Below are 15540 nucleotides of genomic sequence, written 5' to 3'. Positions count from 1 at the left end.
GTTATCGCATTGCTTTGAAGGCTTCTTCGGCGACGGGTTCTACCTGGTCGACCGTGACGCCTTCGTTGGCGACCTGGGCGATGACGGTGAGGCTGTTGGAGCCGCGGTAGCACTGGGTGAGGAGATTGCCGACCGCGTCGATACACGTGGAATGGCCGATCTTCTTGATCTTGTCCGGACTCGCACCGGAGTCCGCGACCACCTTGTCGACGTCGACCCGGCCGCGCAGCGCGATCACGACGTAGAACCGGTCACCTTCGAGGCTGCCGTACGCCTCGACCATCACCTTCTTGCCGTCGTTGATCTGACTCAGCCGGTCACGGATCTGGTCGAGCTGAGCCTCGGTGCGGATCTTCGGATCGGTGATCCGGTCCAGTCCCGCGACCTTCGCCGGCGGGGTGATCGCACGCTCGGCGTTCAGCCTGCTCAAGGGCCCGAGACCCCAGACATACCCGAGCAGGGCCAGCACCCCCAACACCACAACAGCCCCACCCACCGTCACCCAGGGCCCACGAACCTTGAACCGCCGCAGCCCCTTCTTTCCCGCCTTCCCACCCGCAGCCGCCTGCCCGTCCGCAGCTTTCTCCCCATCTGCAGCGGTCTTCCCAGCCGCCGGCCCGTCAGCTTCCGCAGTCACGGTAGCCACCCCGCCACTACCCACCTGCTCACGCGAGCCCGGGTCCGCCGCGCCAGCCCTCGTCCCCATCCCGCCAGCACCAACCGCCGCACCGGCTCCCGAGGCGGCGCCCGTCGTACCCGCGCCCGAGCCGGGATCAGGCGTCGGGGTCGCCGGGGGATCGGACGGCTCGGGGGAGGCGGGAACTGCGGGGAGTTCGGCGGTGTCGGCGGCGGTGTCGGCCGGGGTGTCGGCGCTGGTGTCGGCCGGGCTGTCAGATGGGGCCGCGGCGGGGGTGTGTTCGGCGGGGTGGTGGGCTGGTCCTTTGGATGCGCCGGGTTGGTGGGGTCGCTCATCGGTTGGCTCCTCGGACGGTCGGGTCACGGGGTGCAGCGTTTGGCTCGCCCCGATGGTTCCACATGATGACAAACCGATCTCACAGGGTGAGGATTCACCCGGCGGAACGCGTGAGTGCCCGCCTCCCCGGGCCGGGGCGGCGGGCACTCGGCGGACCCGGTCAGAGTGTCGCGACGACCTTGACCGCATCGGAGTCATCCGCGTTCCAGACGATCTCGCCGGTGATCCGGCCGGCGGCGCGCAGGTCGGGCTCGGCCCGCTCGGCCAACGACAGTCGCGCGGCGGGACCGGTGACCTCGACCTTGGAGACCTCGGTCTTCATCGAGACCTGCGCCTCGGACTTCGCACCCCGGATTCCCGCGAGCACCTCGGAGACCGCGTCCAGCACCTCGGGCTCCTGCGCCGCGACCGCGACGTCACCGTCCGGCGTCGGCCAGGACGCCACGTGGATCGAACCCTCCTGCCACCACGACCAGACCTCCTCGGTCGCAAATGGCAGGTACGGCGCGAGCAGCCGGAGCTGGACCGACAACGCGACCGCCAGCGCGGCCTTCGCGGAGGCGGCCGGCGCCTCGCCCTGCCCGCCATACGCCCGCTCCTTGACGAGCTCGACGTAGTCGTCGCAGAAGGTCCAGAAGAACCGCTCGCTGATCTCCAGCGCGCCGGTGTAGTCGTACCGCTCGAAGGCTGCGGTGGCGTCGGCGACGACCGCGCGCAGCCGCTGCAGCATCGCGAGGTCGACCGGCTCGGTGACCGCGGACGTGTCGACCGTGGTCGCCCCGAACCCGAGGACGAACTTCGACGCGTTCAGGACCTTGATCGCGAGCCGGCGCCCGACCTTCATCTGCGACTCGTCGAACGGCGAGTCCAGGCCCGGCCGCGCCATCGCCGCCCGCCAGCGGACCGCGTCGGAGCCGAACTTCTCCAGGATCTCCGACGGGACGATCGCGTTGCCCTTGGACTTCGACATCTTCTTGCGGTCCGGGTCGACGACGAACCCGGAGATCATCGACCGCGCCCACGGCAGCGAGCCGTTCTCGAAGTGCGCGCGGACGACGCGGGAGAACAGCCAGGTGCGGATGATCTCGTGCGCGTGCGTGTTCAGGTCCATCGGGAAGGTCCGGCCGAACAGGTCCTCGTCCCGCTCCCAGCCGCACGCGATGTGCGGGGTCAGCGACGACGTCGCCCAGGTGTCCATCACGTCGGGGTCGGCCTCGAACCCGCCCGGCTTGCCGCGCTGCGCCTCGTCGTACCCGCGGGGAGCCTGCGAGGTCGGGTCGATCGGCAGCTCGGCCTCGGACGGCATCAGCGGGTGGTCGTAGTCGACCTCGCCGTCGGCGTCGATCGGGTACCAGACCGGGAACGGGACGCCGAAGAAGCGCTGGCGGGAGATCAGCCAGTCACCGTTCAGCCCCTCGACCCAGTTCAGGTAGCGGTGCCGCATGTGCTCCGGGACCCAGGCCAGCTCGTTGCCGCGCTCGATGAACTCCTGCTTGAGGCCCGCGTCGCGGCCGCCGTTGGTGATGTACCACTGCCGGGTGGAGACGATCTCGAGCGGCTTGTCGCCCTTCTCGTAGAAGTTCGCCATCCGCTCGGTCTTCTTCGGCTCGCCGTCCAGGTCGCCGCTGTCGCGCAGCTTCTGGACGATCAGCTCGCGCGCGCTGAAGACGGTCTTGCCGGCGAGCTCGCCGTACAGCTCGGAGCCCTCGAGCCACGCCGGGGTGTCGCGCAGCAGCCGGCCGTCGCGGCCGATGACCGTGCGGACCGGGAGCTGCAGCTCCCGCCACCACTGGATATCGGTCTGGTCGCCGAACGTGCAGCACATCGCGATGCCGGCGCCCTTGTCCATCTCGGCGGCCTCGTGCGCCAGGACCGGGACCTCGACACCGAACAGGGGCGACGTCACCGTCGTCCCGAACAGGTGCTTGTAGCGGTCGTCGTCCGGGTGCGCGATCAGCGCGACACAGGCCGGAATCAGCTCCGGCCGCGTGGTCTCGATGTAGATCGGGCCGTCGGCGCCGTGGAACGAGATCCGGTGGTAGGCGCCCGGATACGGCCGGGCCTCGAGCTCGGCCTGCGCGACCGCGGTCTGGAACGTGACGTCCCACATCGTCGGCGCCTCGGACAGGTAGGCCTCGCCGCGGGCGAAGTTGCGCAGGAAGGCGCGCTGCGACGTCCGCCGGGAGTCCTCGGAGATCGTGGTGTAGAGGTGCTCCCAGTCGACGCTCAGGCCGACCCGGCGCCACATCGCCTCGAAGGCCTGCTCGTCGATGTGGGTGAGCTCACCGCACAGCTCGACGAAGTTCTGCCGGGAGATCGGGAGCTGCTTCTTCGGATCCGGCTTCTCCGGCGGGGTGAAGTCCGCGTCGTAGGGCAGCGACGGGTCGCACTTGACGCCGTAGTAGTTCTGGACGCGGCGCTCGGTCGGCAGGCCGTTGTCGTCCCAGCCGATCGGGTAGAAGACCTTCTTGCCGCGCATCCGCTGGAAGCGGGCGACCAGGTCGGTGTGGGTGTAGCTGAAGATGTGCCCGACGTGCAGCGACCCGGAGACCGTCGGCGGCGGGGTGTCGATGGAATACACATCGGCACGCTCGGCGGTGCGGTCGAAGGCGTAGGTCTGCTGCTCCTTCCATACGGCAGCCCACTTCTCCTCGAGGCCGTCGAGGCTGGGCTTGTCTGGAACGCGGGACGTCTGGCTCATGCGCACAATGTTAGTGGTTGTCAAGGGGTGCTTCCGACCGGTTATCCACAGCGCTCTCTAGACTTGGCCTCCTGATGAGCGACCTCTCCTTCGCCGAAGTGTCGGCACGGCTCCAGCAGCGCTGGCCGGAGCACAAGATCGAGCCCACCCTGGAGCGCGTCCGGCGGCTCGTCGAGCTGCTCGGCGACCCCCAGAAGGCCTACCCGGTGGTGCACCTGACGGGCACCAACGGCAAGACGTCCACGGCCCGGATGATCGACACCCTGCTGCGCGAGGCCGGGCTGCGTACCGGCCGGTTCACCAGCCCGCACCTGGAGTCGGTGCGGGAGCGGATCACGCTCGACGGCGAGCCGATCAGCGAGGAACTGTTCGTCGAGGCGTACGAGGAGATCGCGCCGTACCTGGACCTCGTCGACGCCGAGCGGGAGCACCCGCTGACGTTCTTCGAGGCGATGGTCGGGATGGCGTACGCCGTGTTCGCGAACACCCCGGTCGACGTCGCGGTGATCGAAGTCGGCCTCGGCGGGACCTGGGACGCCACCAACGTCGCCGACGGCACGGTCTCGGTGATCACCCCGGTCGCGGTCGACCACGCGCACCTGCTGGGCGCGGATCCGGTCACGATCGCGGGCGAGAAGTCCGGCATCATCAAGCCCGGCGGTACGGCGGTGATGGCGCAGCAGAGCCTGGACGTCTTCGAGGTCCTGCTCCGCCGGTCCGCCGAGGTGGGCGCGCAGGTGGCCCGCGAGGGGATCGAGTTCGGCGTCGTCAGCCGGACGCTCGCGGTCGGCGGCCAGGTCGTCTCGATCAAGGGCCTCGGCGGTGAGTACGACGAGCTGTTCCTCCCGCTGCACGGCGAGTACCAGGCGCACAACGCCGCCACCGCGGTCGCGGCCGTCGAGGCCCTGCTCGGAGCGAGCCCGGAGACCGACGGCCGGGTCACGACCGAGCTGCTCCAGGCCGGCTTCGAGCAGATCACCAGCCCGGGTCGCCTCGAGGTGGTCCGGCAGAGCCCGACGATCGTCGTCGACGCCGCGCACAACCCGCACGGTGCCGAGGCGACTGCGGCCGCGGTGTCGGAGGCGTTCCAGTTCCAGCCGCTGATCGGCGTCCTCGGCTGTATGAAGGACAAGGACGTGTACGGCGTCCTCGAGGCCTACGAGCCGATCATGGAAACCGTCATCTGCACCCGGAACAGCTTCGTCGAGCGGTCGATGCCGGCCGAGGAGCTCGGCGAGCTGGCGGCCGAGGTGTTCGGTGAGGAGCGGGTGCTGGTCCGCCCGCACCTGATCGACGCGATCGACGACGCGATCCGGCTCGCCGAGGAGAACGCGGTCGCGCTGGGCAGCGGCGGCGTACTGATCACCGGCTCCGTCATCACCGCCGGTGAGGCGCGGGCGCTGCTGGTCCGCAAGGGCAAGGACCAGACATGAGGTCGCTCGCGTCGATCGTGCTCGCGTTCGAGTCGGTCGTCCTGGCTCTGGTCACCCCGGTGATGATCTCGGTCGCCGACGTCCGCCCCGCGGTGGCCGTCCCCGTCTGCGTCGGGTTGTTCGCGCTGGCGCTCGTCGCGACCGGTCTGCTCCGGTTCCGGGCCGGGTACGTGCTCGGCTCGCTGGTCCAGGTCGGCGCGGTCGGGCTCGGCTTCGTCGTCCCGGTGATGTTCGTCCTCGGCCTCGCCTTCGCGGCCTTCTGGGTCGCGGCGATCGTCCTCGGCCGCCGCATCGAGGAGACCAAGAGAGCGCAGGAGCAGCTAGGCTCAGCCGGCCAGACCACTTCGAAAGAGAGTTGACAGATGTCGCAGCGCACCCTGGTCCTGCTCAAGCCCGACACGGTACGCCGTGGCCTGATCGGTGAGGTGCTGGGCCGGTTCGAGGCCAAGGGGCTCCGGATCGTCGCCATGGACCTGCGCACGATCGACGGCGAGCTGGCCGACCAGCACTACGCCGAGCACGTCGAGAAGGCCTTCTACCCGCCCCTGCGGGACTTCGTGGTCAGCGGCCCGATGGTCGCGATGGTCCTCGAGGGCGACGAGGCGATCGAGGTCGTCCGCGCGCTGAACGGCGCCACCGACGGCCGCAAGGCCGCGCCCGGCACGATCCGCGGCGACCTGTCGCTGTCCAACCGCGAGAACCTCGTGCACGGCTCCGACTCCGAGGAGTCCGCCGCCCGCGAGATCAAGATCTGGTTCCCCGACCTGCCGTGAACCAGCCCGGACTCCCCGACCCCGGCGTGCTGCACCCGATGCCCGGCCAGTCCCGGGTGGTGCTCCTGAAACCGCTCGTCACCTCGCCGCTGATCGAGGTCGGGGAGTTCTCGTACTACGACGACCCGGACGACCCGACCGCGTTCGAGACGCGCAACGTGCTGTACCACTACGGCCCGGAGAAGCTGGTCATCGGGAAGTTCTGCGCGCTGGGCGAGGGCGTCCGCTTCGTCATGAACGGCGCCAACCACCGGATGGACGGCCCGTCGACGTTCCCGTTCCCGATCATGGGCGGCTCCTGGTCCGAACACTTCGACCTGATCACCGGCCTCCCCGGCCGCGGCGACACCGTGATCGGCAACGACGTCTGGCTCGGCTACCGGACTCTGGTGATGCCCGGAGTCCGGATCGGCCACGGCGCGATCGTCGCCTCGGGCTCGGTCGTGACCACCGACGTCCCCGACTACGGCATCGCCGGCGGCAACCCGGCCAAACTCATCCGCCGCCGCTACAGCGACGCCGACGTCGACCGCCTCCTCACGATCGCCTGGTGGAACTGGCCTCTCGACCACCTCACCAAGCACCTTCCGACCATCATGTCCGGAAGTGTCGACGACCTGGAGAAGGCCGCCGAATCGCTGTAATTGCACGGCCGTTGCGGACTGCAGGTGCTCGGACCGATACGATCTGTCTTGGGCGGACGGGTCGTGTCGGTCCACGGGCTGTGCGCGGGCGGCGCTTAGCCTGGTCGGGGGTCGAGTGGGAGGTGCCGCGGTGGCGAACAGCATGCTGGGCCGCGACATGGCGGTAGATCTCGGGACGGCGAACACGCTGGTGTATGTGCGTGGCCGGGGCGTCGTGCTGAACGAGCCGTCCGTGGTGGCGACGCGGACCGACGAGCCGCAGGAGGCGGTCGCGTTCGGTCACGAGGCGAAGAAGATGATCGGGCGGACGCCGGGCAACATCACCGCGATCCGGCCGCTGAAGGACGGCGTGATCGCCGATTTCGACGCCGCCGAGCAAATGCTGCGGTACTTCATCCAGCGCGTCCACCGCCGGCGGTACTTCGCGAAGCCGCGGATCGTGGTCTGCGTGCCGTCCGGGATCACCGCGGTCGAGCAGCGCGCGGTCCGCGACGCCGGGTACATGGCCGGCGCCCGCAAGGTGTACATCATCGAGGAGCCGATGGCCGCCGCGCTCGGATCCAATCTCGAGGTCCGCGACGCGACCGGCAACATGGTCGTCGACATCGGCGGCGGGACGACGGAGGTCGCGGTCATCTCGTTCGGCGGGATCGTGACCAGCCAGTCGATCCGGGTGGCCGGCGACGCCATCGACAAGGCGATCGTGAACTACTGCAAGAAGGAGTTCTCGCTGCTGCTCGGCGAGGCCACCTCGGAGCAGATCAAGATGACGATCGGGTCGGCGTTCCCGACCACCGACGGCCCGGACAGCGAGATCCGCGGCCGGGACATGGTCTCCGGCCTGCCGCGCACCGTGAAGGTGTCGTCGGCGGACATGCGGCAGGCGATCGAGGAGCCGATCACCGCGATCGTCGACGCGGTCAAGGCGACGCTGGACAAGACCCCGCCGGAGCTGGCCGGCGACATCGTCGACCGGGGCATCGTGCTGACCGGCGGCGGCGCGCTGCTGAAGGGGATGGACGAGCGGCTGCGGCACGAGACCGGCATCCCGATCCACGTCGCCGAGAACCCGCTGGACGCCGTCGTGCTGGGCGCCGGCAAGTGCGTCGACAACATCGAGACCCTCAACCGCATCCTGGTCACCGACAACCGGCGCTGAGGTAGCAGGCGATGCTCAAAGACCTCGGTACGCCGTCGACCCGGAGCGCGTTCCGCTCGGCAGGGGAGGCCCCGCTGCGTTCGGCGGGTACGCCGCGCGAAGTGCGTCGCCGCCGGACCGTTCTGCTGCTGGTGGTCCTGGCCTGTTTCACGCTGATCGTGCTGGACGCCCGCCGCTCGGCCGGATCCCCGGTCGAGCCGTTGCGGGAGGCCGCGGCCGGTGTCTTCGGCCCGCTCGAGTCCACCGCCACCTCGGCCCGGCAGCCTGTGGACAACCTCCGCGACCGCTTCGCGGAAATGGATAGGTTGAAAGCAGAGAACGAAAAACTGAAGAAGGACAACGAGGACCTGACCAGGGAGCTGAACACCTCCGACTACGCCCGCAACCGGGCGCAGGAGCTGGACAAGCTGCTCAAGGTCGCCCCGGCGTACACGATGACGCCGGCCCGGGTGATCGGTATCGGTGGCGCGCAGAACTTCAGCCATACGGTGACGATCGACGCCGGGACGGCGGACGGTGTGCGCACCGACATGACGGTGCTGAACGGGACCGGTCTGGTCGGCCGGGTGGTGCGAGTCACCCAGGGGACCGCGACCGTGCTGCTGATCGGCGACCGCAACTCGACCGTGGGCGGCCGGCTGAATGCGACGATGGCGCTCGGTTTCGTTTCCGGACGGGGAGACGTGGCCGGCACCCTCGACTACAAGCTGGTCGACCCGAAGGCGCGGCCGAAGGCCGGCGACCGGATCGTCACCTGGGGCTCGAGCGGCAACGCGCCGTACGTGCCGGGTGTCCCGATCGGCGTCGTCACCTCGGTGACGCCGAACCAGGGCGCCCTCGGGTCCACCGCGACCGTCAAGCCGTTTGTCGATCCGACCCGGATCGACACCGTCGGCGTGGTGACCGGGCCTCCCGCCCGGCCGCCGCGCGCACAAATCACCGGGAAGGGGAACTGACGTGATAGCACTACGCATCGGGTTGGCTGCCCTGTTCCTGATGATCGCCGTCACGGTGCAGACGTCCGTGCTGACGAACATCGCGGTCGCCGGCGTGACCTGCGACCTGACGCTGATCGTGGTGATCGCGCTGGCGCTGTCCCGCGGCCCGGAGTGGGGTGCGATCGCGGGGTTCGCCGGCGGCCTGATGCTCGACGTCGTGCCACCGGCCGACCACACCGCCGGCCGCTGGGCGCTGGGCCTGGCCATCGCCGGCTACGTCGCCGGGCTGATCCGCCGCGAGACGTCCGGCAGCCCGGTCGGGCCGCTCGGTGTCGCGTTGACGGTCGTGCTCGGGACCGCGATCTCGTTCTTCCTGTACTGCGCCACCGGATCGCTGCTACACGACCCGACGGTCGACTGGAGCGAGTTCGGCGTCCGCCTCGGCATCGCCGCCGGGTACGACGTGGTCGGCGCGATCGTGGTGATCCCGCTGGTCATGTGGCTGATGGGCCGCCTCAAACCAGCTCGTGAGCGCAGGCGAGTGACGCCATGAGCTGGGACGGTTTCGAGGCGCCGTTGAAGGCGCGGCTGCGGTTGTTCGTGATCGGGGTGCTGGTCTTCTCCTTGCTGTGCACGCTGTTCGGCCGCCTCTGGTACATGCAGGTGATGTCGAGCGCCGACTACAGCCAGGCGGCCACCCAGCAGCACATCCGCCAGGTCCTGATCCCGGCGCCGCGCGGCACCGTCGTCGACTCGCAGGGCCGGACGCTGGTCGGCAACCGGGTCTCGGTGGTGATCACGGTCGACCGGTCCGTGCTCGCCAAGCTCCCGGACAGCCAGCAGAACGTCGTCCTCGCCCGGCTCGCGAAGGTGCTGGGCCAGAAGCCGAAGGACCTGAAGGCGCGCACGATGCTGTGCGGTGAGCCGGGCGCGTCCAAACCGCCCGCCTGCTGGAACGGCACGCCGTACCAGCCGATCCCGGTCGCGAAGGACGTCAGCGAGCAGGTCGCGATCGAGGTGATGGAGCGCCGCGAGGACTTCCCGGGGATCGCCGCCGACTCGCAGACGCTGCGCGCCTACCCCTCGCCGTTCAAGGTGAACGCGGCGCACATCCTCGGCTACCTGTCGCCGATCACGACCGAAGAGCTCGAGGACATGGACAAGGCCGGGCAGGACTCGGTGCCGCACCGCTCGGACCTGGTCGGCCGGGCCGGCGTCGAGCGGTCGTACGACAAGCTGCTGCGCGGCACGCCCGGTGAGAAGGACGTGATCGTCGACGCGGTCGGGTACACCACCGGCATCAAGAAGCAGACCGCTCCGGTCCCGGGTGCCACGCTGGTCACCACGATCGACGCGCGGATCCAGGCCTCGGTCGAGGCGCAGCTGAAGAACGCGATCATGACCGCGCGGAAGCAGTACGACAAGATCACCAAGAAGAAGTACGTCGCGGACTCCGGCGCCGCGGTCGTGATGGACACCAAGACCGGCCGAATCGTCGCGATGGCCAGCTACCCGACGTACGACCCGGGCGTCTGGGTCGGCGGCATCACCCAGCGCGAGCTGGACGCGCTCTACTCGACCAAGTCCGGGACGCCGCTGGTGTCCCGCGCGCTGCAGGGCCAGCTGGCGCCCGGGTCGACCTTCAAGCCGATCACCACGGCCGCGGCGATGGGCGCCGGGTACAGCCCGAAGACGCGGCTCGACTGCTCGTCGTTCTTCGAGGTCGGCAACCGCAAGTTCAAGAACTACGAGTCCGCGTCGTACGGGATGATCGGCTTCGACCAGGCGCTGGCGCTGTCCTGCGACACGTTCTTCTACCGGATCGCGTATGCGCTGTGGCTCAAGGAGGGCGGCAATTCCAGCGACGTCACGACCCGCGACCCGTTGGTCGAGATGGCGCAGAAGTTCGGGCTCGGCAAGCCGACCGGGATCGATCTGCCCGGCGAGGTCAGCGGCCGGATCGCGGACCGCAAGTGGAAGAAGACGTACTACGACGCGCAGAAGGACTACTACTGCAAGATCGCGGACAACCCGCCCGCCGGGACGTCGGCGTTCCTGAAGCAGTTCTCCCGCGAGTTCTGCGTCGACGGGTACAAGTACCGCGCCGGTGACGCGGTGAACTTCGCGATCGGCCAGGGCGACACCACGCTCACCCCGCTGCAGCTCGCGACCGTCTACTCGGCGCTGTCCAACGGCGGCACGCTGTACGAGCCGCGCGTCGTCCAGTCCTGGATCGGCGCGAACGGCAAACCGCACGAGATCAAGCCGGTCGTGAAGGCGAAGCTCCCGGTGCCGCGGAACACCTTGAAGTACATCGACACCGCGCTGAAGCAGACCACGGTGTCGGGCACGGCGGCGTGGAAGTTCCAGGGCTTCCCGCTCGACAAGATCCCGGTCCGCGCCAAGACCGGGACGGCCGAGGTCTACGGGAAGCAGACCACGTCGTGGCTCGCGTCGTACACCGATCGGTATGCCGTGGTGATGATGATCAGCCAGGCCGGTACCGGTTCGGGCGCCGGCGGTGACGCAGTCCGCAAGATCTACGAGACGCTGTACGACATCAAGCCGGCGCCGCCCGCCCAGCAGAAGCCGGGGCAGTGAGATGGCACTGCTGACTCCGATCCGGACCCGGCCGCGGATGGACCGCCGGTCGACGGTCTGGCACGTCGACTGGGTCCTGGTCCTCAGCGTGGTTGCGCTGTCGTTCCTCGGCGCGATGCTGATCTGGTCAGCGACCCACAACCGGACGTCGCTGACAGAGGGCAACCCGAACGCGTTCCTGGTCCGGCACGCGCTGAACTTCGCGATCGGCCTGGTGCTCGCGGTCGGCGCCGCGATCACCGACCACCGCCGGGTCCGGATCCTCGCCCCGCTGCTGTACGTCGCCTCGGTGATCGGCCTGATCCTGGTGCTGGTGCCCGGCGTCGGCTCGACGATCAACGGATCCCGGTCGTGGATCCAGCTGCCGTTCATGTCGATCCAGCCGAGCGAGTTCGCCAAGCTCGCGGTGATCGTCGGCATGGCGCTGCTGATCGCGGAGAAGAGCGAGACCGACCGTCATGAGGACGCCCGCACCCTCGACGTCGCGCAGGCGGTCGCGGTCGCCGCCGTGCCGGTGGTGCTGGTGATGCTGCAGCCGGACCTCGGCACGGTGATGGTGCTCGGGTCGATCGTGTTCGGGATCATCGCGGTCTCCGGCGTCCCGAAACGCTGGATGCTGGGGCTGCTCACCGCGGGCGTGCTGGTCGCGGCGATCGCGATCAAGCTGCAGGTGCTGAAGACCTACCAGATCGACCGCTTCACCGCGTTCATGCACCCGTCGTCGGACCCGCAGGGCATCGGGTACAACGTGAACCAGGCGCGGATCGCGATCGGCAACGGCGGCGTGTTCGGGCAGGGCCTGTTCCACGGCGGCCAGACGCAGAACGCGTTCGTCCCGGAGCAGCACACCGACTTCGTGTTCACGGTCGCCGGCGAGGAGCTCGGCCTGATCGGCGCCGGCGCGATCATCGTGCTGTTCGCGATCATCCTGTTCCGCGGGTTGCGGATCGCGGTGAACGCGCGGGATGTGTTCGGGCGGCTGGTGGCGACCGGGATCGTCTGCTGGTTCGCGTTCCAGGCGTTCGAGAACATCGGGATGACACTCGGCATCATGCCGGTCACCGGCCTGCCGCTGCCGTTCGTGTCGTACGGCGGTTCGTCGATGTTCGCCTGCCTGCTCGCGATCGGCCTGCTGCAGAACATCCACCTCCGCTCGCACCGCTACTGACCCGCCGACTGACAGGTCAGGTACGCTGCTCCCTGCTCGGCCCCCGCCCGGAGCTCGGAAGGTCCGCCCCATGACGAGGTTTGTGATGCTCGCCGTTCTCGCGCTGTCGCTGTCCGCCTGCGGCGGAGGTGACGACAAGCAGAGCGCCGCGCCGCCGGCTGCCACTCCGACGCCGAGCCCGACGGCCTCGGCACCGGCCGCGCCCGTCGCCCGGACGACCGCCGAGCTCACCAAGGCGCTGCTGGAGCTGGCCGACCTGCCGGGCGGCTTCACCGAGGACAAGGAAGAGCCCGACGAGGACGCCAAGCCGTTCTCCTCGCCGAGCAGCCGCTGCAAGACGCTCGTGAAGTACCTGAACGCCACCAAGGCGCCGGGGTCCAAGGCCAGCGTGGCGCGGACGTTCACCGGCGGTCAGGAAGGCCCCTACATCGACTTCGGCCTCGACTCGATGAGCACCGCCGAGAAGGTCGCCGAGCTGCGCGACTCGTACGCCGAAGCGGTCGAGTCGTGCCCGAAGGTGACGCTCAAGACCGACGGCGCCGGCAGCACGTCGATGAAGGTCGAGGCGATCACCGCCCCGGAGTACGGATCGAAGCCGTTCGCGTTCCGGCTCACCGGCACCAGCGGCCCGAAGCGCGGACTCGAGTACGCCGCAGTCGTGACCGGCGTCGACGACGTGATCGTGTCGGTCGGCGTTCTCGCCGGCCAGGGCACCGAACTCGACGCGGCCACCGAGGCAGCGGTCACGAAGGCGCGCCACGTGCTCGAGCCGGCGTGACCGGCGTCACAACCCTCGTCGTCACGCCGGCCGTGGGGCGGACCGTCGTGTTGGCATGGAACAACGGATGGATTTCAGCAGGATCGCCCCGGCCGCCTTCCGGGCCGTGTTCGGTGTGGAGAGCTATGCCCAGAGTCAGGTCGACCATACGCTGCTGCACCTGATCAAGGTGCGTGCGTCGATGGTCAACGAGTGCTCGTTCTGCGTGGACATGCACACCACCGACGCTCTCAAGGACGGCGAGACCACGCAGCGACTGTTCGGGCTGGCCGCGTGGACCGAGTCGCCCTTCTACGACGAGCGCGAGCGGGCTGCCCTGGCCCTGACGGACGCGGTCACCCTGCTCGGGCGCGGCGGCGTGCCCGATGACGTGTGGGACGCCGCGGTCGCGCAGTTCGGCGAAGAGGGCACCGCGCACGTGCTGCTGGCGATTGGCATGATCAACCTGTGGAACCGCCTGATGATCGCGACCCGGAAGCTGCCGGAGGTCACGGGCTGACGAGCACGCTGACCGAGTTCGCGTCGGCGCGCGGGATGCTCGCCGGGCTCGCGTACCGGATGCTGGGGAGCTGGCACGACGCGGAGGACGTGCTGCAGGACGCGTACGTTCGCTGGTCGGCCGCGGACCGTACCGACGTGGCTGAGCCGCGCCGCTACCTGACCCGAGTGGTGACGCGGCTGTCGGTCGACGTACTGCGAACCCGGCAGGCGCGCCGCGAGAGCTACATCGGCGAGTGGCTCCCCGAGCCGGTGCCGGCCGACACCCTCGAGCTGGATGACGTGTCGCTGGCGCTCCTGCACCTGATGGAGCGCCTCACTCCTCCGCAACGCGCCGTCTATGTGCTGCGGACCGCGTTCACCCTCCCGTACGACGAGATCGCCGAGATCCTCGACCGTACGCCGGAGGACTGCCGCCAGCTGCACCGCCGGGCCCGGCAGGCTCTGGACGACGACCGGCCGCGGTTCCGCCCGTCGGCGGCCGAGCAACGCCGCCTGCTCCTGGACTTCGTGGCCGCCGCCCGCGAGGGCGATCTGGCACGTCTGGAGTCGATGCTCAAGGACTCTGTCACGTCCTGGACCGACTCCGGCGGGCGCCTCCGCGCCGCCCGCAGGCCAGTCATCGGCCGTGAGAGGGTCGCGCACTTCTTCGCGCACATCTACACCCGCCCCGGCTTCGCCGTCACCGCGGTGGACCTGGCCACCGGGCCTGCCTTGAAGGTCCTGGTCCGCGGCGAGCCCCACGTCCTCACCGTGCACACAGACGGCTCCGGGATCACCGCGATCCACCTCCAGGCCAACCCGGAGAAGCTGTCAGCGGTAGAGCGGTAGAGCACCCGTGAGCGAGTCGATCGACTGGCGCGGGCCGTAGAGCGCGAGGCCCAGGTACTGGATGTCCTCGGGCTTCGTGCCGGCGAGCGTGCTGGACATCTGTTCGTAGGTGCGCGCCCGCTGGGCGACCTGGTGCATGTCGTGGACGGTCACGTCCGGGCGGGCGGCCGCCTGCGCGCGGAGGGCCTGCAGGTCGTCCCCGCGGAGGATTGGGATCGGGTGGGCGCACATGCCGGTGTGCGGCGTTCCGGAAGCGTCGGCGGTGTCGGGGCCGACGGTGTCGTCGTGATGGCTGCCCAGGCCGACGCCGAGCAGGGCGGCGGTGTTGAGGGCGACGCCGATGGGAGCCTCGGTCGCGATGATCACGACCATCTTGTTCGTCAGCACGGCGAGAACCGTAGCCCGTTGGGCGGTGATTCGCCGCTGATCCCGAACATCGTTCGGTGGATCTGCGAAACTGGGCGGCATGGACGAACTTGATACGGCGCTGCTGCGGATGCTGCAGAACGACGCCCGCCGTACGAACCGCGACATGGCGGCCGAGCTGAAGATCGCGCCGTCGACCTGTCTGGAGCGGATCCGCGGGCTGCGCGACCGCGGCGTGATCAGCGGGTATCACGCGGCCGTCGACCTGAAGGCGATCGACCGGTCCACCCAGGCGATCATCTCGATCAAGCTCCGGCCGCAGGCGATGGCGGTGGCGACGGCGTTCCAGGCGTACGTGATGGACCTGCCGCAGACGCTGGACATGTTCATGGTCTCCGGCGGCGCCGACTTCCTCGCCCACGTCGCCGTCAAGGACACCGAGGCGCTCCGCGACCTGGTCCTGGCGCTCGCCAAACGCCAGGAGATCGCCGACATCCGCAGCTCGGTGGTCTTCGAACACCACCGCCGTACGACGATCATGCCCCTACCAGACCACTGACCGCGTGCGGCCGGGCGGGCCCGACGACAGCCCGCGGGGTGTGGGAACAGGAAATAGCCTGTCTCGCGCCCCCGTAGCTTGTCTCCCCATCAACCCGGCTCTCCGCGGCCCGATCCTG

16 protein-coding genes are annotated in these 15540 nt (G+C 69.4%); 13 read left to right on the top strand and 3 right to left on the bottom strand.

What is annotated here, in order from left to right:
* Position 1 precedes the first annotated feature (1 nt).
* Together ACWEOO_RS33390 and valS are read right to left on the bottom strand one after the other, a co-directional pair.
* On the bottom strand, positions 2 to 637 hold the full coding sequence (locus tag ACWEOO_RS33390; RefSeq protein WP_452146422.1) for a hypothetical protein: 636 nt from the start codon (positions 635 to 637) through the stop codon (positions 2 to 4).
* 496 nt (positions 638 to 1133) lie between these two features.
* Positions 1134 to 3674 (bottom strand): valine--tRNA ligase, encoded by a 2541-nt coding sequence (gene valS, locus ACWEOO_RS33385; protein WP_452146421.1) that lies wholly within the window; start codon positions 3672 to 3674, stop codon positions 1134 to 1136.
* A gap of 74 nt (positions 3675 to 3748) precedes the next feature.
* Here valS and ACWEOO_RS33380 point away from each other — a divergent pair, with 74 nt between their 5' ends.
* From ACWEOO_RS33380 to ACWEOO_RS33325, 12 genes are all read left to right on the top strand, one after another.
* The gene (locus ACWEOO_RS33380; RefSeq protein ID WP_452146420.1) at positions 3749 to 5107 is read left to right on the top strand and encodes a bifunctional folylpolyglutamate synthase/dihydrofolate synthase; all 1359 of its coding nucleotides are present in this window, start codon (positions 3749 to 3751) and stop codon (positions 5105 to 5107) included.
* Complete coding sequence (locus tag ACWEOO_RS33375; protein WP_359937904.1) at positions 5104 to 5466, top strand: DUF4233 domain-containing protein; 363 nt, start codon at positions 5104 to 5106, stop codon at positions 5464 to 5466. Before ACWEOO_RS33380 ends, ACWEOO_RS33375 begins: the two co-directional genes overlap by 4 nt.
* Positions 5467 to 5469: 3 nt before the next feature.
* Positions 5470 to 5880, top strand: coding sequence for a nucleoside-diphosphate kinase (gene ndk / locus ACWEOO_RS33370; protein ID WP_359937901.1), 411 nt, complete (start codon positions 5470 to 5472; stop codon positions 5878 to 5880).
* A gap of 38 nt (positions 5881 to 5918) precedes the next feature.
* Positions 5919 to 6524: a CatB-related O-acetyltransferase gene (locus ACWEOO_RS33365; protein WP_452146505.1), complete on the top strand. Its 606-nt coding sequence runs from the start codon at positions 5919 to 5921 to the stop codon at positions 6522 to 6524.
* A gap of 130 nt (positions 6525 to 6654) precedes the next feature.
* Positions 6655 to 7683, top strand: coding sequence for a rod shape-determining protein (gene mreB, locus ACWEOO_RS33360; protein WP_425554054.1), 1029 nt, complete (start codon positions 6655 to 6657; stop codon positions 7681 to 7683).
* Positions 7684 to 7694: 11 nt separating this feature from the next.
* Positions 7695 to 8639, top strand: coding sequence for a rod shape-determining protein MreC (gene mreC, locus ACWEOO_RS33355; RefSeq protein WP_452146419.1), 945 nt, complete (start codon positions 7695 to 7697; stop codon positions 8637 to 8639).
* 1 nt (position 8640) lies between these two features.
* Positions 8641 to 9174 (top strand): rod shape-determining protein MreD, encoded by a 534-nt coding sequence (gene mreD / locus ACWEOO_RS33350; protein WP_359937892.1) that lies wholly within the window; start codon positions 8641 to 8643, stop codon positions 9172 to 9174.
* Entirely contained in the window at positions 9171 to 11222 is a 2052-nt protein-coding gene (gene mrdA / locus ACWEOO_RS33345; RefSeq protein ID WP_452146418.1) for a penicillin-binding protein 2, read from the top strand. The genes mreD and mrdA overlap by 4 nt, the downstream gene beginning before the upstream one ends.
* A 1-nt stretch (position 11223) precedes the next feature.
* Complete coding sequence (rodA, locus tag ACWEOO_RS33340) at positions 11224 to 12390, top strand: rod shape-determining protein RodA (protein WP_452146417.1); 1167 nt, start codon at positions 11224 to 11226, stop codon at positions 12388 to 12390.
* A 70-nt stretch (positions 12391 to 12460) separates the two neighbouring features.
* Positions 12461 to 13168: a hypothetical protein gene (locus ACWEOO_RS33335; RefSeq protein ID WP_452146416.1), complete on the top strand. Its 708-nt coding sequence runs from the start codon at positions 12461 to 12463 to the stop codon at positions 13166 to 13168.
* A gap of 67 nt (positions 13169 to 13235) precedes the next feature.
* The gene (locus tag ACWEOO_RS33330; protein WP_359937880.1) at positions 13236 to 13667 is read left to right on the top strand and encodes a carboxymuconolactone decarboxylase family protein; all 432 of its coding nucleotides are present in this window, start codon (positions 13236 to 13238) and stop codon (positions 13665 to 13667) included.
* Positions 13616 to 14497 (top strand): sigma-70 family RNA polymerase sigma factor, encoded by an 882-nt coding sequence (locus ACWEOO_RS33325; protein WP_452146415.1) that lies wholly within the window; start codon positions 13616 to 13618, stop codon positions 14495 to 14497. The genes ACWEOO_RS33330 and ACWEOO_RS33325 overlap by 52 nt, the downstream gene beginning before the upstream one ends.
* On the opposite strand, the gene ACWEOO_RS33320 is transcribed toward ACWEOO_RS33325, so the two are convergent.
* Positions 14480 to 14884, bottom strand: coding sequence for a DUF2000 domain-containing protein (locus tag ACWEOO_RS33320; RefSeq protein ID WP_452146414.1), 405 nt, complete (start codon positions 14882 to 14884; stop codon positions 14480 to 14482). The genes ACWEOO_RS33325 and ACWEOO_RS33320 overlap by 18 nt on opposite strands.
* A gap of 79 nt (positions 14885 to 14963) precedes the next feature.
* Between ACWEOO_RS33320 and ACWEOO_RS33315 the strand changes: the two genes are divergently transcribed.
* Positions 14964 to 15422, top strand: a complete 459-nt coding sequence (locus ACWEOO_RS33315) for an Lrp/AsnC family transcriptional regulator (protein ID WP_359937871.1) — start codon at positions 14964 to 14966, stop codon at positions 15420 to 15422.
* Positions 15423 to 15540: the final 118 nt, after the last annotated feature.

This window comes from Kribbella sp. NPDC004138 (assembly GCF_053603655.1).
The sequence above is the reverse complement of the archived record's forward strand: the minus strand, read 5'-3'. Positions and strand labels throughout refer to the sequence as shown.

Excerpts from the sequence above, each read along its gene's own strand:
- valS (WP_452146421.1), bottom strand. The coding sequence starts at position 3,674 with ATGAGCCAGACGTCCCGCGTTCCAGACAAGCCCAGCCTCGACGGCCTC.
- ACWEOO_RS33380 (WP_452146420.1), top strand. The coding sequence starts at position 3,749 with ATGAGCGACCTCTCCTTCGCCGAAGTGTCGGCACGGCTCCAGCAGCGC.
- ACWEOO_RS33375 (WP_359937904.1), top strand. The coding sequence starts at position 5,104 with ATGAGGTCGCTCGCGTCGATCGTGCTCGCGTTCGAGTCGGTCGTCCTG.
- ndk (WP_359937901.1), top strand. The coding sequence starts at position 5,470 with ATGTCGCAGCGCACCCTGGTCCTGCTCAAGCCCGACACGGTACGCCGT.
- ACWEOO_RS33365 (WP_452146505.1), top strand. The coding sequence starts at position 5,919 with ATGCCCGGCCAGTCCCGGGTGGTGCTCCTGAAACCGCTCGTCACCTCG.
- mreC (WP_452146419.1), top strand. The coding sequence starts at position 7,695 with ATGCTCAAAGACCTCGGTACGCCGTCGACCCGGAGCGCGTTCCGCTCG.
- mrdA (WP_452146418.1), top strand. The coding sequence starts at position 9,171 with ATGAGCTGGGACGGTTTCGAGGCGCCGTTGAAGGCGCGGCTGCGGTTG.
- rodA (WP_452146417.1), top strand. The coding sequence starts at position 11,224 with ATGGCACTGCTGACTCCGATCCGGACCCGGCCGCGGATGGACCGCCGG.
- ACWEOO_RS33335 (WP_452146416.1), top strand. The coding sequence starts at position 12,461 with ATGACGAGGTTTGTGATGCTCGCCGTTCTCGCGCTGTCGCTGTCCGCC.
- ACWEOO_RS33330 (WP_359937880.1), top strand. The coding sequence starts at position 13,236 with ATGGATTTCAGCAGGATCGCCCCGGCCGCCTTCCGGGCCGTGTTCGGT.
- ACWEOO_RS33315 (WP_359937871.1), top strand. The coding sequence starts at position 14,964 with ATGGACGAACTTGATACGGCGCTGCTGCGGATGCTGCAGAACGACGCC.